The sequence below is a fragment of the Massilia sp. Masssp93 genome (genome assembly GCF_059491295.1).
Genome location: NZ_CP168502.1, coordinates 3,247,425 through 3,269,936, shown reverse-complemented (window position 1 = coordinate 3,269,936; position 22,512 = coordinate 3,247,425). Strand labels below are relative to the sequence as shown.

The window sequence follows — 22,512 nt, the reverse complement described above, 5'->3', positions numbered from 1 at the left end:
GCGTGGCTTGATTTCTGCGGGGCTTTTTCGTGCTTACCATGTCTCTGCAGAGGGTGGCGCACGGTTGAATCGCATGCCTGAACGGATGGCCCGGATGTTCTAGAATGGTTCGCCTGCGGTGCCTTCGCACGCCGCATGGAGGACCGCATGGACCTGCTCGAGGCAATCGACGATCCGGCCGCATTGCGCGCGCTGCCCCGCGCGCACCTGCAGCCGCTGGCGCAGCAGCTGCGCCGCTTCCTGCTCGACACGGTGGCGCGCACGGGCGGCCATCTCGCGTCGAACCTGGGAACGGTGGAACTGACGATCGCGCTGCACTACGTGTTCGACACGCCGCGCGACCGCATCGTGTGGGACGTCGGCCACCAGAGCTATGGCCACAAGGTGCTGACGGGGCGCCGCGCGCAGATGCACACCTTGCGCCAGGCGGGCGGCCTGTCCGGCTTTCCGCGCCGCTGCGAGAGCGTGCACGACACGTTCGGCACGGCGCATTCGTCGACGGCCATCTCCGCCGCGCTCGGCATGGCGCGGGCCGCGATGCTGCAGGGCGACGGCCGCCACGCGGTGGCCGTCTGCGGCGACGGGGCGCTCTCCGCCGGCATCGCGTTCGAAGCCCTGAACAACGCCGGCGCCGATCCCGGCCTGCGCCTGCTCGTCGTCCTCAACGACAACGGCATGTCCATTTCGCCGGCCGTCGGTGCCCTGAGCCGCCATCTCGCCGACCTCGCGGCCGGCCGCATCGGACCGGGCGCGTCGCTGTTCGATGCGCTGGGCTGCGTCTACGCGGGGCCCGTCGACGGCCACGACCTCGACGCGCTGGTGCCCGCGCTCGACGCGGCCCGGCGCCGCACGGGCCCGCAGGTGCTGCACGTCGTCACGCGCAAGGGCAAGGGGTATGCGCCGGCGGAAGCGGCGCCCACGCTGTACCACGGCACGGGGCGCTTCGATCCGGCCCGCGGCCTGCCCGACGCCGTGCGCGGGCGGCCCGCCTACACGGACGTCTTCGGCGACTGGCTGTGTGACATGGCGGCGCACGACGCCCGCCTGGTCGGCATCACGCCCGCCATGCGCGAAGGCTCCGGGCTCGTGCGCTTCGCCGAGCGCTTCCCCGACCGCTACGTGGACGTGGGCATCGCCGAGCAGCACGCGCTGACGTTCGCGGGCGGCCTCGCCGTCGAAGGCATGAAGCCGGTCGTCGCGATCTATTCGACATTCCTGCAGCGTGCCTACGACCAGTTGATCCACGACGTGGCGCGGCAAAACCTGGACGTGACGTTCGCGCTCGACCGCGCCGGCCTCGTCGGGGCGGACGGCGCCACGCATGCGGGCAACTACGACATCGCCTACCTGCGCTGCGTGCCGAACATGGTGTTGATGGCGGCGTCCGACGAAGCCGAGTGCCGGCGCATGCTCACCACCGCCTACCGTCATCCGGGACCGGCCGCCGTGCGCTATCCGCGCGGGCCCGGCCCCGGCGCGATCCCTGCGCCCGACCTCGACGCGCTGCCGTTCGGCCGCGGCGAGGTGCGCCGGCACGGGGCCGGCATCGCCATCCTCGCGTTCGGGCCGATGCTGGCGCCGAGCCTGGCAGCGGGCGCGGAACTGGGGGCGACGGTGGCCAACATGCGCTTCGTGAAACCGCTCGACGCGGAACTCGTGGCGGCGCTGGCGCGCGATCATGCGCGGCTCGTGACGGTGGAAGAGGGCGCCGTCATGGGCGGCGCCGGGGCGGCCGTGGCGGAGACGCTGGCAGCGGCCGGCATCCACCGGCCGCTGCTGATGCTGGGCCTGCCCGACCTGTTCATCGAGCACGGCGACCCGGCGGCCCTGCTCGGGGCCGCCGGGCTGGACGCGGCCGGCATCGCGGGCGCCATCCGCCAGCGTTATCCGGTCGACGCGCGGCGGCTCGTCGCCAGCAGCAACTGAATGGCAACCAGGCGCAACCGAAGCGAGGCCCACATGCTTGACGATACGCAGGTGCTCGCCGTGCCGGCCCGGACGCCGGCCAGCTCGTTCGGCATCGCGATGCGCCTGCTGCCGGCGGACCGGCGGGCGGCCATGTTCGGCATCTACGCATTCTGCCGCGCCGTCGACGACATCGCCGACGGGCCCGCGCCGGCCGCCGAGCGGCGCGCCGCCCTCGAGCGGTGGCGCGCCGACGTCGACGCCGGCTACGGCGGGGCGGCGCCGCCGCGCATGCGCGCGCTGGCGCCGCATATCGCGGCGTACGGTCTGGCGCGGGCCGACTTCCATGCCGTCATCGACGGCATGCTGATGGACGCGCAGGACCGCCCCCTCTGCGCGCCGCCGGCGGACACGCTCGACCTGTATTGCGACCGCGTGGCCGCCGCCGTGGGGCGGCTGTCCGTGCGCGTATTCGGCCTGCCGCCCGACGACGGCCTGCTGCTCGCCCACCACCTGGGCCGCGCGCTGCAGCTCACGAACATCCTGCGCGACATCGACGAGGACGCCGCCATCGGCCGCGCCTACCTGCCGCGCGAACTGTTGCTGGCGGCCGGGGTCGAACCCCGCGTGTGCGCGGCCGGCGCCGGAGAGATCGCCGCGCACCCGGCGCTGCCCCGGGCCTGCATCGACCTGGCCGCGCAGGCGCGCCGGCACTACGCGGCGGCCCGCTTCGTCCTGCGCGGCCACCGGGGCGCCGGCGGCCGCGCGCCGCGCCTGATGGGCGCCGTCTACGAAGCGTTGCTCGCGCGGCTGGCGGCGCGCGGCTGGGGCGGTCCGCGCACGCCGGTCCGGCTGGGGCGGCTTGAGCGCATCGGCATCCTGCTCAGGCACACGATCCTGTAGACACGGGAGGTGGACCATGCGTTATGAGACTTTTCGTGCGGCGGCCCAGGCCGGCGCCATCGAAGCGGAACGCACGCGGACGGCGCGCGCGCGCCTGCAGCCCGCCATCGACGCGGCGCTCGCGGCCGTGCTGGCCGAGCAGCGTCCGGACGGTCACTGGGTCTACGAGCTGGAAGCGGACGCCACCATCCCGGCCGAATACGTGCTGATGGTGCACTATCTGGGCGAAACGCCGGACGCGGCGCTGGAGCGCAAGATCGCCCGCTACCTGCGCCGCCGCCAGGGCGGGCACGGCGGCTGGCCGCTGTTCCACGGCGGCGCCTTCGACACGAGCGCCAGCGTGAAGGCCTATTTTGCCCTCAAGCTGACCGGCGATGCGCCCGACGCACCGCACATGGCGCGCGCCCGGGAGGCGATCCGCGCCCACGGCGGCGCCGAACGGAGCAATGTCTTCACGCGCATGCTGCTCGCGCTGTTCGGCGAGATGCCGTGGACGGCCGTGCCCGTGATGCCGGTGGAAATCGCCTTGCTGCCGCGCTGGTCGCCGTTCCACATGTCGAAGGTGTCGTACTGGACGCGCACGGTGCTGACGCCGCTGCTCGTGCTGGGCGCGCTGCGGCCGCGCGCGCGCAACCCGCGCGCCCTGGGCGTGGGCGAATTGTTCGTCGCGCCGCCCGCGAGCCTCGGGCTGGCGCCGCGCGCGCCGCACCAGCACCGCCTGTGGTTCGCGCTGTTCCGGACGCTCGAGGCGCAGTTGCGCCTGCTCGCGCCGCGCCTGCCCGCGCGCCTGCGCCGGCGCGCGATCGAGCACGCGGCCGCGTTCGTGCGCGCGCGCCTGAACGGCGAGCACGGCCTGGGCGCCATCTTCCCCGCGATGGTCAACGCGGTGCAGATGCTCGACGTGCTGGGCCATCCGCCGGACGCGCCCGAGGCCGCCGCCGCGCGCCGCGCCATCGACCGCCTGCTCGTCGACCACGGCGACGAGGCGTATTGCCAGCCCTGCGTGTCGCCCGTGTGGGACACGGCCCTGATGTGCCACGCGCTGCTGGAAACGGGCGTGCCGGCCGCGATCGATGCCGCGCGCCGCGGCCTCGACTGGCTGCTGCCGCTGCAGATCGTCGACCGGCCGGGCGACTGGGCGACGCGCCGGCCGGGCGTGCGGCCGGGCGGCTGGGCTTTCCAGTACGAGAACGCCTGCTATCCGGACGTTGACGACACGGCCGTCGTGGCGATGGCGATGCACCGGGCCTCGCATCTCGAACCGCAGCCGGTGCCGGACCGCTACTCCGATGCCGTCGCGCGCGCCCGCGAGTGGATCGTCGGCATGCAGAGCCGCGGCGGCGGCTGGGGCGCGTTCGAGGCCGACAACACGCACCACTACCTGAACCACATCCCGTTCGCCGACCACGGCGCGCTGCTCGACCCGCCGACGGCCGACGTGTCCGCCCGCTGCCTGTCGATGCTGGCCCAGCTGGAGCCGGGCGCATTCATGCGCCGCCGGGCGCCGGCCGCGCGGGCGCTGGGCTGGCTGCTGCGCCGGCAGGAAGCCAACGGCAGCTGGCACGGACGGTGGGGCGTGAACTATGTCTACGGCACCTGGTGCGCGTTGTGCGCGCTGGCCACCGCCGGCCTGCCGCCGGATGCGCCGCCCGTCGCGCGGGCCGCCCGCTGGCTCGCGTTCGTACAGAATCCGGACGGCGGCTGGGGCGAGGGCGGCGAGAGCTACCGGCTCGACTACAAAGGCCACGCGTGGGCGCCGTCGACGGCGTCGCAGACGGCGTGGGCGCTGCTGGGCCTGATGGCGGCCGGCGCCGTCGACACCCCGGCCGTCGCGCGCGGCATCGCCTGGCTCGTCGACCGCCAGCGCCCGGACGGCCTGTGGGACGAACCGCAGCACACGGCCACGGGCTTTCCCCGCGTGTTCTACCTGCGCTACCACGGCTACGCCCGCTACTTCCCGCTGTGGGCGCTGGCGCGCTACCGCAACCTGCGCGCGGGCGGCAGCGGCCGGGTGGCGTTCGGGATGTAGATCGTGGATGCGTTGCCGCACGCGCGCGTGCTGGCCGTCTGCGGGATGCCGTTCGAAGCGGCGATCGCGGACGGGCCCTGCGTCGTGACCGTGTGCGGGCCGGGCCCGTGGCGGGTCGCGCACAGGCTGCACGGCGTGCTCGACGTGCCCACGCCGCCGCATGCGGACGGCGCGCCGCGCCCCACCGGCATCATGAGCTTCGGCTGCGCGGGCGGACTCGACCCGGGCCTCGCCTGCGGCACCTGTATCGTTGCGACGGGTGTGCTGACGCCGGACGGCATCGTCGCGGCCGATCCGGGCTGGACGCGCGCGCTGCTGGCCCGCCTGCCCGGCGCCCGGCTCGCGCTGCTGGCCGGGGTCGATGCGCCGCTGGCCACGAGCGCCGCCAAGGCGTCGCTGTGGCGCGCCGGCGGCGCCGTCGCCGCGGACATGGAATCGCACGCCGCCGCGCTGGCCGCGCGCCGCCACGGCATCCCGTTCGCGGCCTGCCGCGTCGTGCTCGATCCCGCCTGGCGCAGCCTGCCAGCGTGCGTGCTGGCCGGCATGGACGGGGACGGCGTCGCCGCGCCGTGGCCCGTGCTGCGCGCACTGGACGCGGCGCCGGCGCAACTCGGGGCCGTGTGCGCGCTGGCCCGCGACGCATGGGTGGCGCGGCGGACGCTGCGGCGCGTGCGTGCATGTCTCGGCGCCGCGCTGGCCCTGCCGCCGCCGTGAGCGCGGCGTCAGCGGTCGTTGCCGTACGCCGGCAGCGGCGTTTCCTTGCCCCGGTCGAGGAGGGAGCGGCGCCGGCCGAGATACGCGTCGCGCACGAACAGGTAACGGTCGAGGGCGGCCTGCTCCAGCAGGTTCGTCGCATTCAGGTAGCGCGCCCGGGTGCTGACGAAGTCGACGCCCCACAAGGTGTTGCGTACTGCCGGGCGCGTCCGGTTGACGGGCGCCGCGTACTGGTCGACCCCGACGCCGGCCGCGTCGCGGAACGTGCTCGGCCCGAACAGCGGCAGCACGAGGTAGGGGCCGCTGGGCACGCCGTAGTGGCCCAGCGTGAGGCCGAAGTCCTGGTCGTGCCTGGCGATGCCGGCCGGCGTGGCGATGTCCAGCACGCCGAGCAGGCCGAACGTGCTGTTGACGGCCACGCGCATCAGGTCGTTCATGCCGTCCATCAGGCGCAGCTGGGCGAAATCGTTGAACATCACGGTGACGTCGCCCAGGTTCGAGAAGACGTTGTCGACGCCGGTACGGACGGGCCGCGGCACGACGCGGTTGTACGTGCGCGCGACCGGTTGCGCGATGTGGCGGTCGAGCGCGTCGTTGAAGCGGAAGGTGGCGCGGTTGAGCGGCTCCAGCGGATCGGCCGGATCGCGTTGCGGGCCGGAGGCGCAGCCGCACAGGATCAGGAGCGGCAGAGCGGCCAGGACGCGTCGGCGTGACGGGCAGCGAGACATGGCGGTCCTCGTTCAGGAAGGCGGGGGCGGCGGGCGAGGCTGCCCCAGCAGGACGGGCTGGAAGAACACGGCGCCGATCAGCGTGCAGACGAGCGCCAGCACCAGCAGCTTGCCCATGCTGGCGGTGCCGGGATGGTGCGACAGCCACAGGCTGCCGAACGCGGTGCCGGTGGTGGCCGCGCTGAGGACGATGGCTTGCGTGAGCGGATGCTCCAGCCGGGCCGGCTGGCCGGCGCGCCACGCCACGATGTAATAGATCTTGAACGCGACGCCGACGCCGAGCAGCAGCGGCAGCGCGATGATGTTCGCGAAATTCAGGTGGATGCCCAGCAGCACGCAGGCCTCGAGCGTGGCCAAGCTCGACACGAGCAGCGGCACCATCGTCAGCAGCACGTCGCCGACCCGGCGGAACGCGAGCAGCAGGAGCAGCGCGATGGTCGCGACCGCGAGCAGCGCCGCCTGCACGAACGCGGCGATGACCAGGTCGGCCGCGTGGCGCACGGAGATCGGGCCGCTGGTGGCGTCCGGCGCGATGCGCAGCACGGCGTCGGCGAAGTGTCCCAGCCGGCTGTCGGCGCCGACACGCGTGCCCGTGGGCCGTTTCGGGCCGATGTCGACGAGCGCGCGGCCGTCCGGTGCGATCCAGGCGCGCCGCATGGCGGCGGGCAGTGCCGCGAGCGTGACGGGCTGCGGCCGCAGCGCGAGGCGCAACGCGTCCAGCGCCAGCCGCAGCGTGCCCGCGAGCGCGTGGTCGGCCCGGTCGCGCGCGGCGGGCGCGGCGCGCGCCAGCGCGGCGAGGGCCCGCGCGAGGCGCTCGGCCGCGTCCGCCCCCGGCCCGGGATGGTCGAGCGCGGCATTGCGCAGCGCCAGCGCGGCCGTGCGCACGGCCGCCACGCGCTGCGGGTCCGTCGCCGGCGCGGCCGGAGGCCGGTCCAGCACGGGCAGCAGGCGCGCCGCGGCGGCCGCGATGCGTTCCAGCTTTTCCGGCTGCCGGTCGGGGACGAGGCTCGCCGCCGTCAGCGCGTGCGCCACGTCGGGCAGCCGTTCCAGGCGCGCGGCGAGCGCCGCCGCCTGCGCGACCGATGGAGCCAGCACCTGCACGTTGTCGAGGCCGACGTCGGTGCCCTGCGCGAGGGAGGCCAGCGTCGCCATCGATTCGCTGCCGGGATTTTTCAGGTGCAGCGGATCGAAGTCGAATTCCAGGCGCCACAACAGGGGAATGCCGCCGAGGACGAGCGCCAGCGTGACGGCGAGCACGGTCTTGCGGTGGGCCTGCAGCGCGCGGTCGACGCCCGCCAGCCAAGGGTAGCCGGGCGCGCGCGCGCCGGCGGGCGGGTCGGCGAGGCGGATCAGCGCCGGCAGCACCGTCACGCATGCCGGCAGCGCGACGCACAGGATGCCGACGCCGGCGATCTGCCCCAGCTCGGCCACGCCACGGTAGGCAGTGGGCAGGAACGCGAGGAAGCAGAGGGCGGTCGCCGTCGCCGAGAGGGTGATCGGCAGCGCGAGCGCGCGCGCCGTCGCCAGCAGCGCCGTGCCGGTGCCGGGCCGCACGCGCCGCAGTTCGCGGAAGCGCATGCCGAACTGGATGCCGAAGTCGATGCCCAGCCCGACGAACAGGATCGCGAACGCGATGGAGATGAGGTTCAGCGCGCCCACCATCATGAGCCCCAGCGCGGCCGTCAGCGCGAGGCCGCCGAGCATCGTCGCGCACAGCGCCAGCACCAGCGGCGCCGAGCGCAGCGCCCGCCACAGCAGCACGAGCACGATCGCGACGGGCACCGCGCCGACGAGCGGCGAACCTTCCTGCAGCGACGCGAATTCGTCGTCGGACAGCGGCACGGGCCCCGTCAGCGCCACGTGCGCCCCGTAGCGTTCGGCCAGGCGCAGGCTTGCCGCGGCCGCGCGGATCGCGTCGCTGGACGCGGCGCCCGGCAGCAGGGCGTGGTAGTCGAGCACCGGCCGGACTTCCACGAGGCCCGCCTCCGCGGCGGCCGGCGCATCGTCCGCGAGATGTTGCCAGGACAGCGCGGCGGGCCGCCCGGCGAGGACCGCCTCGACCGTGGCCGCGCTCTGCGCCAGCAGCGGCGCCATCTGCCGGAGCGTGACCTGGCCCGTCAGCAACGGCGTCCCCAGCGTGACCGACAGCAGGTTCGCCAGGCCGCGCAGCGACGGGTCGCGCGCGAGGGCGTCGAGCAGGGGCCGCGCGGCGGCGAGCCGGTCGGTCAGGAAGCGCACCCGGGCGGCGTCGAGGTAGAGCAGGCCGTTGCGCCGGAAAAAATCGTCGCCGGGACCGAGGTCCACCGTGCGGAACAGGGCGGGCTGCCGGCGCAGGCGGCCGGCCAGCTCGCGCGCCGCCCGGGCCGCAAACTCGGGCGCGGGGGCGCGGACGACGGCCAGCGTCGTGTCGCCCCGGTTCGGGAACGCGGCGGCGATGGCGGCGTCGCGCCGGGCCCATGGCGCATTCGCGTCGATCAACTGTCCGACGTCCGTATTGATCGCGAAATGGCGTGCGACATAAAGCCCGGATGCAATTACCAACAGTGCGAACGCCCCGACCACCGCCCACGGATGGCGGCATGACAGGTGGACGAGTCTGGCGATCGGGTTAGTCAGCATGGTGCACCGGGAAGCTGCCTCCATTAGACCGGAGAACGGCGCCGCGGTCCCGTGATCCGGCGCATGTGTGCGCGGATTGGCGCAGCGGCCCGTGTTTCCTGCCGCCGGCGTCGCGCGCAAGGAACAGCGGCGGGAACATGCGCGACGGATGCATGGTCTTATGCCTGTGCCGAACGGAGACCGTATGAAACCGACCCCATGCCTGCTTGCCCTTGCCTTGTCGATGCCGCCGGCGGCCTTTGCCCGGCAGGTGGACCCGCGCGGACCGGAGCAAATGCTCAAGGGCACGATCGACAAGGTCATGGGCGCCATCCGCAGCGACCCCGGCGCGCGCGCCGGCGACCCCGAGCGGACGCTCGAGATCGTCCGCCGCGACTTCCTGCCGTCCACCGACTTCATGCTCACGACGCAGTACGCGGTGGGCAGCGCATGGACGCACGCGACGCCCGCCCAGCGCGACGCCCTGTTCCGCGAATTCCAGACGCTGCTGGCCCGCACCTACGCCATCCAGTTGACGCAGATGCGGCAGGACGACACGCAATTCCGCTACGCGCCGGCCGACCGTCCGGCAGCGGACGCCGACGACGCCGTCGTCAGGACGACCGTGGTGACCGGCGGCGACACCATGGCCATCGATTACCGGATGCGCCGGACGGCGGCGGGCTGGAAGATCTACGACATCGACATGATGGGCGCGTGGCTGATCCAGGTGTACCGCCAGCAATTTGCGGCGCGGCTGGCGTCCGGCGGCATCGACGGCCTGATCAGTTACCTGGCGGCGCATAATCGCGGACCCTGAGGGGACGCCGGCGCAGTTCGAACCACTGCCACGAGACGAGGGCGGGCACCCCGGTCGCGAGCTCGCGCATCCGCTTGACGAGCGCCAGCGACAGCGCGACCTCCCCGCCGACGCCGGCCAGCTGGCCGAACAGCAGCACGGCGGCTTCCTGCACGCCCAGGCCCGCCGGCACCATGAAGCCCGCGTGGCGCACGGCCTGCGTCAGCGCCTCGATGGCGAGCGCGGCTTGCAGGCCGACGGGATGGCCGAGCAGCATCAGGGCATACCACGTCTCGAACGTGCCCAGCGCATACGCCAGCAGCGACCACAGCGCCGCGCGCGCAAGACGGGTTCGTTGCCCGAACAGGCGCTTGACGCCGGCGTCGATGTCCATGCCGTCCAGGCGCGCCCCGCCGAGCTCGTGCAGCGCGGGCAGGCGCCGCGCCCACCGCGCGAGCCGCGCGAACGGCGCGCCCCGCGCCAGCCACCACCACGCGAGCACCGGCAGCGGCAGCGACAGCAACAAGGCGGCCGCGACGACCCCGACCGGGCCCGGGCCGGCGGCGAGCCGCAGCATCAGCACGGCGCCGAGACCGCAGAACAGATACAGCACGACGATCGTCAACAGGACCTCCACGACGACGCTGGCGGCGACGCCCGCCTTGTCGGGAATGCGGCGGCACGCGAGCCGCACTCCGACCACTTCACCGCCGATATTCGCCACCGGCAGCAGGCGATTGACGGCCTCGCGCACGAAGGCGACCCACAGCAGGAACAGGGGCCCGGCCGCGCGGGCGCGATCGAACGGTTCGAGGAGCACCCGCCACGCGCGCATGTCGAGCGCCTGCGTGGCGATGCGGGCCGGCACGATCAGCAGCAGCGCCCAGCCGGCGCGTCCGACGGCGGCCGCGATGCCGGACCCGCCCTCCGCATGGATGAGCATGGCAAGCAGCGCGAGTCCGGCCGCCGCCGCCAGCCAGGTCATCGTGCGGGGCCCGCTCATGGCGTGCCCCTGTCCTGGCCGTCGGCGTGTGCCCCGACGGTGCCCGCCGGCGGGCCGGTGGCCCTGGCCGCGCGCGGCGCGGCGTCCGTACCGCCTGATGCGGGGACGAGGTCGGCAAATCCACCCATGCGCCAGCCGCGCGCACGCAGGGCGTCGCACGTGGCGCGCACGCGCGGCGCGACGAGCGCGGCGAATTCGGCGGCGTGGCGGTAGCCGCGCATCGACGGCGCGATCGCCGCACCCGAGTCGAGCGCGGGGTGCAGGTAGAGTTCGCCGATGCCCGATGCCGGCAGGCCGCGCAGCGCCGCCAGCAGGGCCGGCTCATCGAAGCGGCCCGACTGGCGGATGCCGATCACGTAATCGTTATGGGCGATGCGCGCCGCATCCAGCCGCGCCTCGAGCAGCGCCAGCCATGGACGCAGCCATGCCCCGGACTGCCACGGCGGCCCCGTCTCGCGCGGCAGCCGCACGGCGCGCAGGCCGAACTCGCGGCCGATGCGGATGACGAGCAACAGGATCGTCGGATGCAGGTGAAAATGCTTGTGGGCGTTGACGTGGTCAAGCGCCAGGCCGCTGGCGGCGAACGCGTCGAACTGGGCGCGGATCTCCCGCGCCAGCTGGCGGCGCACGCGCGGCAGGCAAAAGAAGCGCATGCCGGCGCTTGCCATCCGTGTGCCGAAGCGTCCGCTGCCGTCCACCAGATCGGGGATCGCCCGGGGCGGCAGCACGGCCGGTCCGTCGGCGAGGACGAGGTGCAGCCCGACGCGCAGGCCCGGCAGGGCGTGGGCGCGGGCGATCGCGTCGGCGGACGCGGACGCGCCCACCATCAGGCTGGCGGCCGTCAGGATGCCGTCCCGGTGCGCGCGCTCGACGGCCGCGTTCACGCTCGGGTGCAGGCCGAAGTCGTCGGCCGTGACGATCAGGCCCGGCGGGCGCAGCGCCTGCGGACCTGCCGCCGTGCCGGCCCGGCCGTTCATGACTGCGCCGCGCCGTGGGTGCGCAGGAAGTGAAAGAATTCGATGCCTTCGCGCAGGCGGCGCCGGGTCATGTCCCAGCTGTGCAGCATGTCGCTGACGATCTCCCAGATCTTGGAAGGACGAAAGTAAAAGCTGCGGTAAAACTGTTCCACGCCATGGTAGATCTCGTCGCGCGACAGGTGCGGATAGCTGAGCGCGGCCAGTTGCACGCCGCTGCCGTCGACGAGGGGGATCGTCCTGTGCGGCGGTATCCAGTCGTTTTCCAGTGCCTGTTCGTACAGCCGGGTGCCGGGATACGGGGCCGCCAGCGATACCTGGATCGTGTGCGGGTTGATTTCCTTGGCGAACGCGATCGATTTCGCGATGGTCTCCCGCGTCTCGCCGGGGAGCCCGAGGATGAACGTGCCGTGCACCATGATGCCGAGCGCGCGGCAATCGGCGGCGAAGCGGCGCGCGATATCGGTGCGCAAACCCTTTTTGATGTTCAGGAGAATCTGGTCGTCGCCGGATTCGTAGCCCACGAGTAGCAGTCGCAGACCATTTTCCTTCATCACCTTGAGCGTCGAATACGGCACGTTCGCCTTCGCATTGCATGACCACGTGACGCCCAGCTCGCCCAGGCCCCGCGCGATGGCCTCGGCGCGGGGGCGGAAGTCGGTGAACGTGTCGTCGTCGAACATGATCTCCTTCACTTCCGGCATGTTCTCCTTGATCCAGCGGACCTCGGCCAGCACGTTTTCCGCCGAGCGGGTGCGGTAGCGGTGTCCGCCGACGGTCTGCGGCCACAGGCAGAACGTGCAGCGCGACCGGCATCCGCGCCCCGTGTACAGCGAGACGTACGGATAGTTCAGGTAGCCGATGAAGTAGTTGCGGATGTTCAGGTCGCGCCGGTAGACGGGCGCGACGAACGGCAATGCATCCATGTCTTCGAGGATGGCGCGCGGCGGATTGTGGCGGATTTCGCCGGCGGCGTCGCGCCAGCTGACGCCCGCGATGTCCGCCAGCGGCAGGCCCTGGGCGATGTCGCGGCAGGTAAAGTCGAATTCCTCGCGGGCGACGAAATCGATGACGGGGCCCGCCCGCAGCGAACCGCCGGGATCGACGGCGACCTTGGCGCCCACCATGCCGATGCGTACCGCGGGGTGCGTGGCCTTGAGCATGCCGGCGAAGCGCACGTCGCCGGGAAACGAGGGCGTGCTCGTGTGGATGATCACGAGTTCGTACCGTTGCGCGATCTCCAGCGCCTGCGCGACCGTGAGGCCGTCCGCGGGGGCGTCGAGCAGCCGGCTGCCCGGCACGAGGGCGGCCGGCTGGGCCAGCCACGTCGGATACCAGAACGAGCGGATTTCGCGCTTCGCCTGGTAGCGCGAGCCGGCGCCGCCGTCGAAACCGTCGAACGAGGGCGCCTGCAGGAACAGGGTCTTCAGCATCGCTGTCTTCATGATCGCTGCCTCCATGATCGCTGCCTCCATGATCGTTGGCGCCAGGACGGTCGTGCGCCGGGTTCCGCGGCGGGTGCGCGTCCCGTGTCGATGGGCAGGTCGTGCCGGCGCCAGCGTGCCGTCGTACCGGCGAAGCCGCTGAGCCATTCCAGCAACAGCAGGCAGTCGCGCAGCGGCGCGTAGCGGGCATGACCCGGCGCCGGCACGCCGGGAGCGGGCTGGCGCCAGTGCAGGCCGAGGCGCGCGGCGGTGCCGGCGAGGGCCAGCGCGCCGTTCCATGCCGTCGGCGCCAGCGCCAGGCCGAGCGCCAGCATCGGCAAGGTGAACGTGATGAAGGAACACGCGTAGCCGGGCGGGTTCAGCGAGCGGATGGTCTGCATCCAGCGCCGTTCCCGTGCCCACAGCGCGCGCAGGCTGTTCTCGGTCACGTCGGTGCCGACGCAGACATCCGACAGGACGGTCGCGAGACCCAGGCCCCGCGTGAGCTCGCCGAGGCGGTAGTCGTCGGCCAGGCGGTTCTTCAGGACCTCGATGCCGCCGATCGCGCGCAGCGTCGCGGCGCGTACGGCGATCGTGGCGCCGAACGCGAAGGCGCGGCTGCCGCCGCTGGCCGCGACCTCGACGGACGGCGTGAACCAGGTATCGATGAAGAGTGCGCCGATGCGGGGCCAGAATCCGTCCAGCGGGCGCCCGTGGTACAGGCAGGTGACGATGCCGACGGCCGGCTCGGCCAGCGGCGCCGTCACGCGCGCCAGGTAATCGGGCCCGACGGTGATGTCGCTGTCGGCCAGCACGAGCCAGGGATGGCGCGCGGCGCCCATCATGTTGATCAGGTTGCTCACCTTGAGATTGCTGCCGTGGACGCGCGGATCGACGACGAGCCGCATGTCGACGGCGGGGAAGCGGCGCGCCAGCCGCTCGACGACGGCGATGGCCGGATCGTCCGGATCGCGGACGCCGAACACGAGCTGGTAATGCGGATGATGTTGCATGCACAGGCCGGCGAGATTGGCCTCCAGCCGCGGCTCGGCGCCGCACAGGGGCTTGAGTACGGTAACGGGTGCCGGGGCATGCGCCGCACCCGTTCGGGCGCCGCGGCAGAACAGCGCGGCCAGCGCGTACAGCGCCGCCAGCAGCGTCAGCGCCGTGCCGGCAACGGCGGCGAAGGACGGCAGGGCCGGCGCGATCATTGCGCCCCTCCGTTCATCCCGGCCTTGCGGCCCCGGATCTCTTCCAGCCGGATGGCCACCTGGTGCGCATGCACGTGTTGCGCGGGACGCTGGTCGCGCAGCGGAATGTCGGGCGCCATTGCCCCGCTCGTCGCCACGCCCCGCAGCGCGACCCTGGCGGCGGCCAGCGGGTGGGCGAGCGTATCCTCGACGGCGCTGGCTTCGTAGCCGCTGTGCACCATGCAGTCCGCGCATTTTTCGTAGCGGCCCGTGCCGTAGGCATCCCAGTCGGTCTCGTCCATCAGGGCGCGGAACGAGCGGGCATAGCCTTCGCCCAGCAGGTAGCAGGGGCGTTGCCAGCCGAATACCGTGCGCGTCGGGTTGCCCCAGGGCGTGCAGCGGTAGGTCTGGTTCCCGGCGAGGAAGTCGAGAAACAGGCTGGACTGGCTGAACGCCCAGCGGCGTCCGCCGTCGCCGTGCGCCAATATGTCCCGGAACAATTGCTTGGTGCGGCTGCGCGCGAGGAAATGCTGCTGCTCGGGGGCGCGTTCGTAGGCGTACCCGGGCGACACGGTGATGCCGTCCACCTCCATGTTCTTCAGCGTGTCGAAAAAGCCGGCGACACGCTCCGGCCGCGCGTCGTTGAACAGCGTGCAGTTGACGTTGACGCGGAAACCCGCCGCCTTGGCGCGCCGGATCGCGGCGACGGCGCGCCGGTAGACGCCCGACTGGCAGACGGAGCGGTCGTGCATGTCTTCGTCGCCGTCGAGGTGGACGGACCACGTGAAGAACGGGCCCGGGCGGTACTCGTCGAGCTTTCGTTCCAGCAGCAGGGCATTGGTGCACAGGTAGACGAATTTGCGGCGGGCGACGACGCCGGCGACGATCGCGGGCATGTCCTTGTGCAGCAGCGGCTCGCCGCCAGCGATGGAGACGACGGGCGCGCCGCATTCGTCGACGGCGCCCAGGCATTCGTCCACCGACAGGCGCTGGTCGAGGATCTCGCCCGGATAATCGATCTTGCCGCAGCCCGCGCAGGCCAGGTTGCAGCGGAACAGCGGCTCGAGCATCAGCGCGAGCGGATAGCGGCGCTCGCCGGCCAGGTGCTTGCGCAGTACGTAGGCGCCGACCAGGGCTTTCTGCAGGAACGGGATCGCCATGACGTCTCCTCTCGAGCGGGTCAGCCGGGACCGGGACCGGGCCGGGCCGGCGCGTCCGCGAGCGCGCGCGGCAGCTTGAATTCGATGTGCTCCTCGATGCCGTCCATCGTCGAGACGTCGACGGGCCCGAGCGCGCGCAGCGCATCGATCACGTGTTCGACCGTGGCTTCGGGCGCGGACGCGCCGGCCGTGATGCCGACGACGCCCGCCTGCGCGACCCAGGCGGGATCGAGCTCGCCGCCATCCGCCAGCAGCCACGTGGGCGTGCCGGTCGCGGCGCCGATCTCGCGCAGGCGGTTCGAGTTCGAGCTGTTCGGCGCGCCGACGACGAGCAGCACGTCGACCTGGCGGCACAGGTCGCGCACGGCGCGCTGGCGGTTCTGGGTGGCATAACAGATGTCGCGCACGTCGGGGCCGACGATGTCCGTGAAGCGCCGCCGCAGCGCGGCGATGACGCCGCGCGTGTCGTCCACGCTGAGCGTCGTCTGCGTCACGTAGGCGAGGGGCGTGTCCGGCGGCAGGTCGAGGGCGTCGGCGTCGCGCTCGTCGCGCACGAGCAGGACGCGGCCGTCGATCCGGCCCATCGTCCCCTCGACCTCGGGGTGGCCCGGGTGGCCGATCAGGATCACGGTCCGGCCGCTCGCGGCGTACTGGCGTCCCTGGAGGTGGACCTTGGCGACGAGCGGACAGGTGGCGTCCAGCACGCGCAGGTCGCGCGCCCGGGCGTCGGACTCGACTGTGCGCGCCACGCCATGCGCGCTGAACACCGTCACCGCCTGCCGCGGCACGTCGCCCAGGTCCTCGACGAAGACGGCGCCCTTGGCGCGCAGCCCGTTCACGACGGCCTGGTTGTGGACGATTTCGTGGCGCACATAAACAGGCGCACCGTACCGATCGAGCGCGTGCTCGACGATGTCGATGGCCCGGACGACGCCCGCGCAAAACCCGCGCGGCTGGGCAAGGATGACGTGCATGACGGTTCCCGGCGGTGCTTTCCGTTTGGTGCAGGTTGGAGTCGGCGCCGGCCCGCAAGTTCGGTCGGCGCGTTTGATCCAGATGCGTATGCGGATCGCATACCAGACTAGAATGCGACGCAGATGGACGCCGGAAGGAGGCAACGGTGGCGGGCAGGGACCTCGTGCTGGTCACGGGCGCGGCCGGATTCGTCGGCGCCGCCGTGGCGCGCGCGGCGCTGGCGCGGGGCTACGCCGTCCGCGCCCTGGTGCGCGCAAGTAGCCCGCGCCGTAACCTGGCCGGGCTCGAGGCCGAGCTGGTCGAAGGCGACCTGCGCGACACGGCGGCCGTCGGGCGCGCGCTGGCCGGTGCGCGCTTCCTGCTGCATGTCGCGGCGGATTACCGGCTGTGGGCGCGCGAGCCCGGCGAGATCGTGCGCAACAACCTGGACGGGACCCGGGTCGTGATGCGGGCCGCGCTGGCGGCCGGGGTCGAGCGCGTCGTCGTCACCAGCAGCGTGGCCACGCTGCGCGTCGGCCCGTCGACCGTGGCCGCCACGGAAGACGAGCCGCTGGCGGAACACGAGGCCATCGGCGCGTACAAGCGCAGCAAGGTGGCGGCCGAACGGCTGGTCGGGCGCATGGTCGCGCAGGACGGCTTGCCGGCCGTGATCGTCAATCCGTCGACGCCGGTGGGCGCGCGCGACGTGCGTCCGACGCCGACCGGGCGCATCGTCGTCGAGGCAGCCCGCGGACGGATGCCGGCGTTCGTGGAGACGGGCCTGAACGTCGTCGACGTCGAGGACGTGGCGCGCGGGCACCTGCTCGCGCTGGAGTGCGGGCGCGTGGGCGAGCGCTACATCCTCGGCGGGCAGAACGTGACGTTGCGGGACCTGCTGGCCGAGATCGCGCAGGCCGCGGGCCGCGCGCCGCCGCGCCTGAGGCTGCCGGCCGCGCCGCTGGTGCCGCTGGCGTACGCGGCCGAGGCCCTCGCGCGCCTGCGCGGGCGGGAGCCGTTCCTGACCGTGGACGGCTTGCGGATGTCGCGCAACCGGATGTTCTATTCGTCCGCGAAGGCGGAGCGGGAACTCGGCTACCGGCCCGGACCGTACGGCGCCGGTGTGCGGGAGGCGGTCGCGTGGTTCGGGCGCGAGGGCTATCTCGACTAGCTCAGCGCCGGCGCCAGAACGGCCTGGACGGGCGCGGCGCGAAACGTGGCACAAACCGCAGGACAAAACGCAGCACAAGACGCGCCAGGCGCGGCATGGTCGCGGGCCGCAACAGCCGTTCGTCGTAGCCGGCGAAGCGCCGGTCGTTTTCCGCGAGGCACAGTGCGACCAGGTCGCGGAGCCGGATGCCGTCGTCCGCCACCGACTGGGCGCCGTGCAGCGTGAAATTATTGTCCGGTTCGCGCGCGCCGCCGCGCGGGTCGACGGCGCGCGCGAGGCCGATCCGCTCCCACGCGAGGAAGCACCAGACGGCGGCGACCCTCGCTTCGAAGCGCACGCGGCGCCGGAAGGGCAGACGGGCGCGGTGCCAGGCGGCCCAGTTGGCGAAGAACAGGATGTGGCGGCACTCTTCCTGCATCACGGGTTCGAACGTATCGACGAGCGCCGGCGGGAACAGTCCGGAACGCCGCGCCAGTTCGAACAGGCCGAAGGCGAAAAAGCTGTCGATGCATTCGCTGTAGCCGGTGACGAGATAGGCCCATTCCCGGTCGCGGGGCAGGGGCGGCGCCGGCTCGGGCGCCAGTTCGATGCCGTACGCCGCGGCCATGCGCGACAGGACTTCCTTGTGGCGCTGTTCTTCCCACGCGTTCAGCGCGAGCGCGTCGCGCATGCCGGGCTCGTCGAGCGTGCCGGCATAGGCCGCCATGCGCAGGCGCGCCTTGCCTTCCGTCTGGACGGCGATGTCCCAGATCGGCAGTGCCACGATGCGCGCGCGGGTGGCCGGGGCCAGGACGGGCCAGTCCAGCACGGCGGGACGATAAGGATTGAAGGTCTCGCGAAACATGCGACAGCTTGCGTCCGCGTGCCGGTCCGAGCCGGGCACGAGCGGACCGTCGGCGGGATAGCGCCAATGCCGCATGCGGGCGTCCGCCGCGGCCAGCCGGGCGGCCGCGCCGGGCAGCGATGCGTCGGCCGGATCCGGTTGCGGTGGCGGGCGGAAGCCCGGCACCAGCGTGGCGACGTCGAACGTGTCCGTGGCGTGGTCGTGCATGCTGCTCCCGTCGGTCGGCAATGATGCGCAAGGCATCCCTTCATCTCTGGACAGGTTTCGACCCGGAAGGTTCGCGTTCCGACGCAACCGCTTGCGCCGGAACGCGGCGCGCGACGATGGCAGTCACCTCATCCGTCGGCCAGGCAAACCATCTTGATCTCCATCTGCAAGGCCACCAGCAACGTGGTCTGAACGAAGCTGAGCTCGCCCCTGACGGGATGCCTGAACTGGCGCTCGCCGCCCTCGCGATGCAGCACGTCCTGCTTGTCCCAGCACTGCGCAAAGGGTTCGCTGTCCCGGCGCAATTGCTCGACGAGCGCCTGCATGTCGGCATCCGCCGGCCGCCGGTGGAAGTCGGCGCGGAACTCGGCCGCCAGGCGCCGCGCCCGCGTGTCCCAGTCCACGATGAGTTCGCGTGCGGCGGGGTGCAGGAAGACGTAGCGGAGCAGGTTGCGGTCGGTCGCGTCCGGGGCCAGCCAGCCGACGAACAGGGCGGCCGCGGCGTCGTTCCAGGCGCGCGCCGTCCAGGTGTGATCGAGCAGGTAGGCCGGCGCGGACATCAGCCCCGGCAGCGCCAGCAGGGCGGGCGGCAGGTCGTTGGCGTGCTCGGCGCCCGCGCGCGGGTCTTTCTTGCCGGCGAGGTCGAACAGCGAGGCGCGCTCGGCCGCGGACAGCTGCAGCGCGTCGGCCAGGCGCGCCAGCGCGGCCACGGACGGCTGGACGTCGCGGCCCTGTTCGAGCCACGTGATCCACGTGACGCCCAGGCCGGCCGCGTCGGCCAGCTCTTCGCGCCGCAGGCCGGGCGTGCGGCGCCGGCTGCCGGGCCTGGCGGGCGTCAGGCGTGCGCGATGGGCGCGGATGAATGCGCCGAGCAGCCGGCGCTGGTGAGAGTCGGTCATGGTGGTCGTAATACCAGTATAAACAGGCTCCTTGTAACAGGAAAACCTGTGGCCCACAATGGGTTTTTCACGTTCAAAGGAGCAAGCATGACGACCGCCACCCACGATGCAACCGTTCTCGAACAATACGATTCCCGCGCGCAGGCCTATCTGGCGAGCGCCGTGCATGCCAGCGGCGCCGACCTGGAACGCATGGCCGCCGTGATCGGCAGCCGTCCGCACGCCATCGCACTGGACATGGGGTGCGGTGGCGGCCACGTGGCGTTCCGCATGGCCGGCCTCGTCGAGAAGGTCGTCGCTTACGACCTGTCGGCCGCGATGCTGGAGACGGTCGCCGCCGAGGCCCGCAAGCGGGGCCTGGACAACATCGTCACGAAGCGGGGTGCGGCCGAGGCGCTGCCTTGTCCGTCCGGGTCGTTCGACGTCGTCGCCACCCGCTACAGCGCGCATCATTGGGGCGCGTTCACGGACGGCCTGGCGCAGATGCGGCGGGTGGTCAAGCCGGATGGCCTGGCGCTGTTCATGGACGTCGTGTCGCCCGGCGTGTCGTTGCTCGACACCTGGCTGCAGTCGCTGGAACTGCTGCGCGATCCATCGCACGTGCGGAACGGGACGCTGGCCGAGTGGAAGGCGGCGCTGGCGTCCCTCGGCTTCGCGGTCGGGGAGGTGGCGACGTACAAGCTGCGGCTCGACTTCGGCGCGTGGATCGAACGGATGCAGACGCCCGACGTGCACGTCGCCGCGATCCGGTCGCTGCAGCGGCGCGCGTCGGCCGAGGTGAAGGACTATTTCGCGCTCGAGGACGACGGCAGCTTCACCATCGACTCGGCCCTGATCGTCGCGCGCCCGGTCTAGGCCTGCAGCCGGTCGACGCGCAGCCGCTGGCGGCCGTCGCTCAGCGCGCGCACGGCCAGCAGGGCGGCGCCGCTCGCCGCCAGGCCGCTCGCGCCGGCCAGCAGGAACATCAGCAGGATCTGGTACTTGACGGCGTCCATCGGGTCCATGCCGGCCAGCAGCTGGCCCGTCATGATGCCCGGCAGGGTGATGATGCCGGCGGCCGACATCTGGTTGGCGACGGGGATCATGCCGCGCCGCGTCGCGCTGCGGACCAGTGGGGCGATGGCGTCGCGGAACGGGGTGCCGAGGGCCAGTCGCGCTTCGATGCGGGCGCGCTCGCGCACGACGCCGTCGAGGATGCCGTCCAGTGCGAGGCTGGCGGCGTTCAGCACGCTGCCGAGCACGATGCCCATCAGCGGAATCGCGTAGCGCGGTTCGTACCACGGCGTCGGGCGCACGGCCGTCGTCAGGGCCAGCAGCACCGTCGCGAAGCCGGCGCACGACACGACGGCGGCGCTGATCCGGTAATTCATGTGGCGCCCGAGGCGCTGCTTCGGCCGCGTCGCGACCTCGCGCGCGGCGGCGGCGATCATGAACACGACGACGGCCAGCGTCGTCGCCGCGGACGCCGTCGCGAACACGTGGCGCAGCACGACACCGACGATCGTCAGTTGCGCCGTCATGCGCACGGCCGCGACGAGGATCTGGCGGTGCAGCCCGAGGCGCAGCGCCAGCGACAGCGCGGCATCCAGCACGATCAACGTCGCGGCCGCGAGCAGGTCCCAGGCGCCGAGATGGATGGCGTTCATGGCGCGACGAGCTGCCCCTGTTCGAGGCGGAAGATGCGGTGCGCGAGGCGGCGCGCCTGTTCGCCGGCGTGCGTCGCGATCAGCACGGCCATGCCGCGCGCGAGGCCGTCGCGCAGCAGCGCTTCCACGCGCGCGACCGCGTGCGGGTGGAGGGCCCCCGGCGGGTGGGCGAGCAGCAGCACGCGCGGGCGCCGGGCCAGCGAGCGGACGAGGGCGAGGCGCTGGCGTTCGCCCGTCGACAGGCGGTCGAGCTCCGCGTCCAGTAGCCGGGCCGGCAGTCCCAATGCCGCGAGCGCGGCGTCGACGGCATCCTGGTCGCAAGCCGTGAAGTGTGCACTGGCCGTCGCCTCCCACCATGCCGGCTCGGCCGCCTGGTAGACGACGGCGGCGCGCCAGGCCGGGGCCGGCATCGACGCGGCGGGGCAGCCGTCGAGCAGGGCGGCGCCGTCGTGCGGGTCGAGGTCGGCCAGCATGCGCAGCAGGACGCTCTTGCCGGCGCCGGACGGGCCCTGGATGGCGATGCATTCGCCCGCGCGCACGTCGAACGTGAACGGACCGCCGAACGGCGAACGCAGGTCGCGTGCGGACAGCAGCACGGGCGCGGCGGTGCGGGCGGCGGCGTCGGTCACGAGCGTGCGGCGGCCCGGATCATGTCGAACGGAGAGGCGTCGGGCAGGGACGAGCGCGAATTCAGCAGGCTGCTGTCGAAGTGGCCGAACCCGCCCGCGGCGCTCTGCCGGTCGTGCCAGTGGCGCAGGGGCGTGTCGTCGCCGCCGGACTGCGCTTCCGCTTCCAGCTGCTGCACGCGGGCCGTCAGCGTGGCGACGGTGCTGCGCAGCTCGGCCAGTTCGTGCTCGCGCTCGCGCAGCGCGGCGTCGTGGGCGGCGCGCAGCAGGCGCACGCGCTCGTCGAAATCGGCGTGCAGGCGGTCGGCCAGCTCGTCGACGAGGGCGTGCAGGGCGCGGCCCGTGTCTTCGCGCCTGATGCCGGGGGCGGCTTGCGCGGCCCCTTCTTCGCTGCGCAGCTCCTTGAGGTATTTGTGGATGGTCGACTTGGAGCCGCTGTCGCCCAGCGCGTGGCGCAGCGCGTCGACGGACGGGTGGCGCCCCGCCGCCAGCAGGCGGTCGCGGGCTTCCCTGACCTGTGATTTCGTGAGTCCGCTGCGCGCCATGTCGTCTCCGTGTCGTCGTGCCGGATCAGAAACCGGCGTGGTTCACCCGTCCGCGGTGCCGCACGCGATGCCATTGCCCACGCGCGGCGGGGACGGTCAGCATTGTACTGCCGACGGCGATCGTCGTGCTTCCCTGGTGTTCGCAGGCCGCCTGTGGCATCAGGTAACGATGCGATGGCCGGCACGCGGCCGTAGC

20 protein-coding genes are annotated in these 22,512 nt (G+C 72.7%); 7 read left to right on the top strand and 13 right to left on the bottom strand.

Annotation, left to right across the window (positions count from 1 at the left end; all coding sequences use genetic code 11):
- The first annotated feature begins 147 nt into the window (after window positions 1-147).
- From dxs to ACEN9Q_RS13375, 4 genes are read left to right on the top strand one after another with little or no spacing between them, the layout of a single operon-like run.
- Window positions 148-1,926, top strand: coding sequence for a 1-deoxy-D-xylulose-5-phosphate synthase (gene dxs / locus ACEN9Q_RS13390; protein ID WP_495628792.1), 1,779 nt, complete (start codon window positions 148-150; stop codon window positions 1,924-1,926).
- Between the two features lie 33 nt (window positions 1,927-1,959).
- Window positions 1,960-2,808: a presqualene diphosphate synthase HpnD gene (gene hpnD, locus ACEN9Q_RS13385; protein ID WP_056440102.1), complete on the top strand. Its 849-nt coding sequence runs from the start codon at window positions 1,960-1,962 to the stop codon at window positions 2,806-2,808.
- Between the two features lie 16 nt (window positions 2,809-2,824).
- Window positions 2,825-4,837 carry a squalene--hopene cyclase gene (shc, locus tag ACEN9Q_RS13380; protein WP_495628791.1) on the top strand — a complete coding sequence of 671 codons (2,013 nt, stop codon included), beginning with the start codon at window positions 2,825-2,827 and terminating at the stop codon, window positions 4,835-4,837.
- 3 nt (window positions 4,838-4,840) lie between these two features.
- The gene (locus ACEN9Q_RS13375; RefSeq protein ID WP_495628790.1) at window positions 4,841-5,551 is read left to right on the top strand and encodes a phosphorylase family protein; all 711 of its coding nucleotides are present in this window, start codon (window positions 4,841-4,843) and stop codon (window positions 5,549-5,551) included.
- Window positions 5,552-5,559: 8 nt separating this feature from the next.
- On the opposite strand, the gene ACEN9Q_RS13370 is transcribed toward ACEN9Q_RS13375, so the two are convergent.
- Window positions 5,560-6,279, bottom strand: a complete 720-nt coding sequence (locus ACEN9Q_RS13370) for an MlaA family lipoprotein (protein ID WP_495628789.1) — start codon at window positions 6,277-6,279, stop codon at window positions 5,560-5,562.
- 12 nt (window positions 6,280-6,291) lie between these two features.
- A complete protein-coding gene (locus ACEN9Q_RS13365) occupies window positions 6,292-8,898 on the bottom strand; it encodes an MMPL family transporter (RefSeq protein ID WP_495628788.1) in 2,607 nt (868 codons plus the stop codon).
- A 184-nt stretch (window positions 8,899-9,082) separates the two neighbouring features.
- Between ACEN9Q_RS13365 and ACEN9Q_RS13360 the strand changes: the two genes are divergently transcribed.
- The gene (locus ACEN9Q_RS13360; protein WP_495628787.1) at window positions 9,083-9,697 is read left to right on the top strand and encodes an MlaC/ttg2D family ABC transporter substrate-binding protein; all 615 of its coding nucleotides are present in this window, start codon (window positions 9,083-9,085) and stop codon (window positions 9,695-9,697) included.
- On the opposite strand, the gene ACEN9Q_RS13355 is transcribed toward ACEN9Q_RS13360, so the two are convergent.
- Genes ACEN9Q_RS13355 through ispH form a run of 6 tightly spaced genes read right to left on the bottom strand, consistent with a single transcriptional unit; the run spans window position 9,663 to window position 16,401 of the window.
- Window positions 9,663-10,679 carry a lysylphosphatidylglycerol synthase domain-containing protein gene (locus ACEN9Q_RS13355; RefSeq protein WP_495628786.1) on the bottom strand — a complete coding sequence of 339 codons (1,017 nt, stop codon included), beginning with the start codon at window positions 10,677-10,679 and terminating at the stop codon, window positions 9,663-9,665. The two genes, ACEN9Q_RS13360 and ACEN9Q_RS13355, sit on opposite strands and share 35 nt — an antisense overlap.
- The gene (gene hpnK / locus ACEN9Q_RS13350) at window positions 10,676-11,656 is read right to left on the bottom strand and encodes a hopanoid biosynthesis-associated protein HpnK (RefSeq protein ID WP_495628785.1); all 981 of its coding nucleotides are present in this window, start codon (window positions 11,654-11,656) and stop codon (window positions 10,676-10,678) included. Before hpnK ends, ACEN9Q_RS13355 begins: the two co-directional genes overlap by 4 nt.
- Window positions 11,653-13,086, bottom strand: a complete 1,434-nt coding sequence (hpnJ, locus tag ACEN9Q_RS13345) for a hopanoid biosynthesis associated radical SAM protein HpnJ (RefSeq protein ID WP_495628949.1) — start codon at window positions 13,084-13,086, stop codon at window positions 11,653-11,655. The genes hpnK and hpnJ overlap by 4 nt, the downstream gene beginning before the upstream one ends.
- An 8-nt stretch (window positions 13,087-13,094) precedes the next feature.
- The gene (gene hpnI / locus ACEN9Q_RS13340; RefSeq protein WP_495628784.1) at window positions 13,095-14,288 is read right to left on the bottom strand and encodes a bacteriohopanetetrol glucosamine biosynthesis glycosyltransferase HpnI; all 1,194 of its coding nucleotides are present in this window, start codon (window positions 14,286-14,288) and stop codon (window positions 13,095-13,097) included.
- Window positions 14,285-15,427, bottom strand: coding sequence for an adenosyl-hopene transferase HpnH (gene hpnH / locus ACEN9Q_RS13335; protein ID WP_495628783.1), 1,143 nt, complete (start codon window positions 15,425-15,427; stop codon window positions 14,285-14,287). The genes hpnI and hpnH overlap by 4 nt, the downstream gene beginning before the upstream one ends.
- Window positions 15,428-15,447: 20 nt before the next feature.
- Window positions 15,448-16,401, bottom strand: a complete 954-nt coding sequence (ispH, locus tag ACEN9Q_RS13330; protein ID WP_495628782.1) for a 4-hydroxy-3-methylbut-2-enyl diphosphate reductase — start codon at window positions 16,399-16,401, stop codon at window positions 15,448-15,450.
- A gap of 146 nt (window positions 16,402-16,547) precedes the next feature.
- On the opposite strand from ispH, the gene hpnA reads away from it, so the two are divergent.
- Entirely contained in the window at window positions 16,548-17,549 is a 1,002-nt protein-coding gene (hpnA, locus tag ACEN9Q_RS13325; protein WP_495628781.1) for a hopanoid-associated sugar epimerase, read from the top strand.
- Window position 17,550: 1 nt separating this feature from the next.
- Here the strand turns inward: hpnA and ACEN9Q_RS13320 are convergent, their stop codons facing one another.
- Both ACEN9Q_RS13320 and ACEN9Q_RS13315 read right to left on the bottom strand, forming a co-directional pair.
- Window positions 17,551-18,600 (bottom strand): ferritin-like domain-containing protein, encoded by a 1,050-nt coding sequence (locus ACEN9Q_RS13320; protein ID WP_495628780.1) that lies wholly within the window; start codon window positions 18,598-18,600, stop codon window positions 17,551-17,553.
- Between the two features lie 128 nt (window positions 18,601-18,728).
- Complete coding sequence (locus ACEN9Q_RS13315; protein WP_495628779.1) at window positions 18,729-19,499, bottom strand: MmyB family transcriptional regulator; 771 nt, start codon at window positions 19,497-19,499, stop codon at window positions 18,729-18,731.
- An 87-nt stretch (window positions 19,500-19,586) separates the two neighbouring features.
- On the opposite strand from ACEN9Q_RS13315, the gene ACEN9Q_RS13310 reads away from it, so the two are divergent.
- Window positions 19,587-20,354, top strand: a complete 768-nt coding sequence (locus tag ACEN9Q_RS13310; RefSeq protein ID WP_495628778.1) for a class I SAM-dependent methyltransferase — start codon at window positions 19,587-19,589, stop codon at window positions 20,352-20,354.
- Here the strand turns inward: ACEN9Q_RS13310 and ACEN9Q_RS13305 are convergent.
- The 3 genes from ACEN9Q_RS13305 to ACEN9Q_RS13295 are packed head-to-tail and all read right to left on the bottom strand — an operon-like array spanning window position 20,351 to window position 22,316.
- Complete coding sequence (locus ACEN9Q_RS13305) at window positions 20,351-21,145, bottom strand: ABC transporter permease (RefSeq protein WP_495628777.1); 795 nt, start codon at window positions 21,143-21,145, stop codon at window positions 20,351-20,353. The genes ACEN9Q_RS13310 and ACEN9Q_RS13305 overlap by 4 nt on opposite strands.
- Window positions 21,142-21,774 carry an ABC transporter ATP-binding protein gene (locus ACEN9Q_RS13300; RefSeq protein ID WP_495628776.1) on the bottom strand — a complete coding sequence of 211 codons (633 nt, stop codon included), beginning with the start codon at window positions 21,772-21,774 and terminating at the stop codon, window positions 21,142-21,144. The genes ACEN9Q_RS13305 and ACEN9Q_RS13300 overlap by 4 nt, the downstream gene beginning before the upstream one ends.
- Window positions 21,771-22,316 carry a DNA-binding protein gene (locus ACEN9Q_RS13295; RefSeq protein WP_495628775.1) on the bottom strand — a complete coding sequence of 182 codons (546 nt, stop codon included), beginning with the start codon at window positions 22,314-22,316 and terminating at the stop codon, window positions 21,771-21,773. Before ACEN9Q_RS13295 ends, ACEN9Q_RS13300 begins: the two co-directional genes overlap by 4 nt.
- Between the last annotated feature and the right edge of the window lie 196 nt (window positions 22,317-22,512).

Excerpts from the sequence above, each read along its gene's own strand:
- dxs (WP_495628792.1), top strand. The coding sequence starts at position 148 with ATGGACCTGCTCGAGGCAATCGACGATCCGGCCGCATTGCGCGCGCTG.
- hpnD (WP_056440102.1), top strand. The coding sequence starts at position 1,960 with ATGCTTGACGATACGCAGGTGCTCGCCGTGCCGGCCCGGACGCCGGCC.
- shc (WP_495628791.1), top strand. The coding sequence starts at position 2,825 with ATGCGTTATGAGACTTTTCGTGCGGCGGCCCAGGCCGGCGCCATCGAA.
- ACEN9Q_RS13370 (WP_495628789.1), bottom strand. The coding sequence starts at position 6,279 with ATGTCTCGCTGCCCGTCACGCCGACGCGTCCTGGCCGCTCTGCCGCTC.
- ACEN9Q_RS13365 (WP_495628788.1), bottom strand. The coding sequence starts at position 8,898 with ATGCTGACTAACCCGATCGCCAGACTCGTCCACCTGTCATGCCGCCAT.
- ACEN9Q_RS13360 (WP_495628787.1), top strand. The coding sequence starts at position 9,083 with ATGAAACCGACCCCATGCCTGCTTGCCCTTGCCTTGTCGATGCCGCCG.
- ACEN9Q_RS13355 (WP_495628786.1), bottom strand. The coding sequence starts at position 10,679 with ATGAGCGGGCCCCGCACGATGACCTGGCTGGCGGCGGCGGCCGGACTC.
- hpnK (WP_495628785.1), bottom strand. The coding sequence starts at position 11,656 with ATGAACGGCCGGGCCGGCACGGCGGCAGGTCCGCAGGCGCTGCGCCCG.
- hpnJ (WP_495628949.1), bottom strand. The coding sequence starts at position 13,086 with ATGCTGAAGACCCTGTTCCTGCAGGCGCCCTCGTTCGACGGTTTCGAC.
- hpnI (WP_495628784.1), bottom strand. The coding sequence starts at position 14,288 with ATGATCGCGCCGGCCCTGCCGTCCTTCGCCGCCGTTGCCGGCACGGCG.
- hpnH (WP_495628783.1), bottom strand. The coding sequence starts at position 15,427 with ATGGCGATCCCGTTCCTGCAGAAAGCCCTGGTCGGCGCCTACGTACTG.
- ispH (WP_495628782.1), bottom strand. The coding sequence starts at position 16,401 with ATGCACGTCATCCTTGCCCAGCCGCGCGGGTTTTGCGCGGGCGTCGTC.
- ACEN9Q_RS13320 (WP_495628780.1), bottom strand. The coding sequence starts at position 18,600 with ATGCACGACCACGCCACGGACACGTTCGACGTCGCCACGCTGGTGCCG.
- ACEN9Q_RS13315 (WP_495628779.1), bottom strand. The coding sequence starts at position 19,499 with ATGACCGACTCTCACCAGCGCCGGCTGCTCGGCGCATTCATCCGCGCC.
- ACEN9Q_RS13310 (WP_495628778.1), top strand. The coding sequence starts at position 19,587 with ATGACGACCGCCACCCACGATGCAACCGTTCTCGAACAATACGATTCC.
- ACEN9Q_RS13305 (WP_495628777.1), bottom strand. The coding sequence starts at position 21,145 with ATGAACGCCATCCATCTCGGCGCCTGGGACCTGCTCGCGGCCGCGACG.
- ACEN9Q_RS13295 (WP_495628775.1), bottom strand. The coding sequence starts at position 22,316 with ATGGCGCGCAGCGGACTCACGAAATCACAGGTCAGGGAAGCCCGCGAC.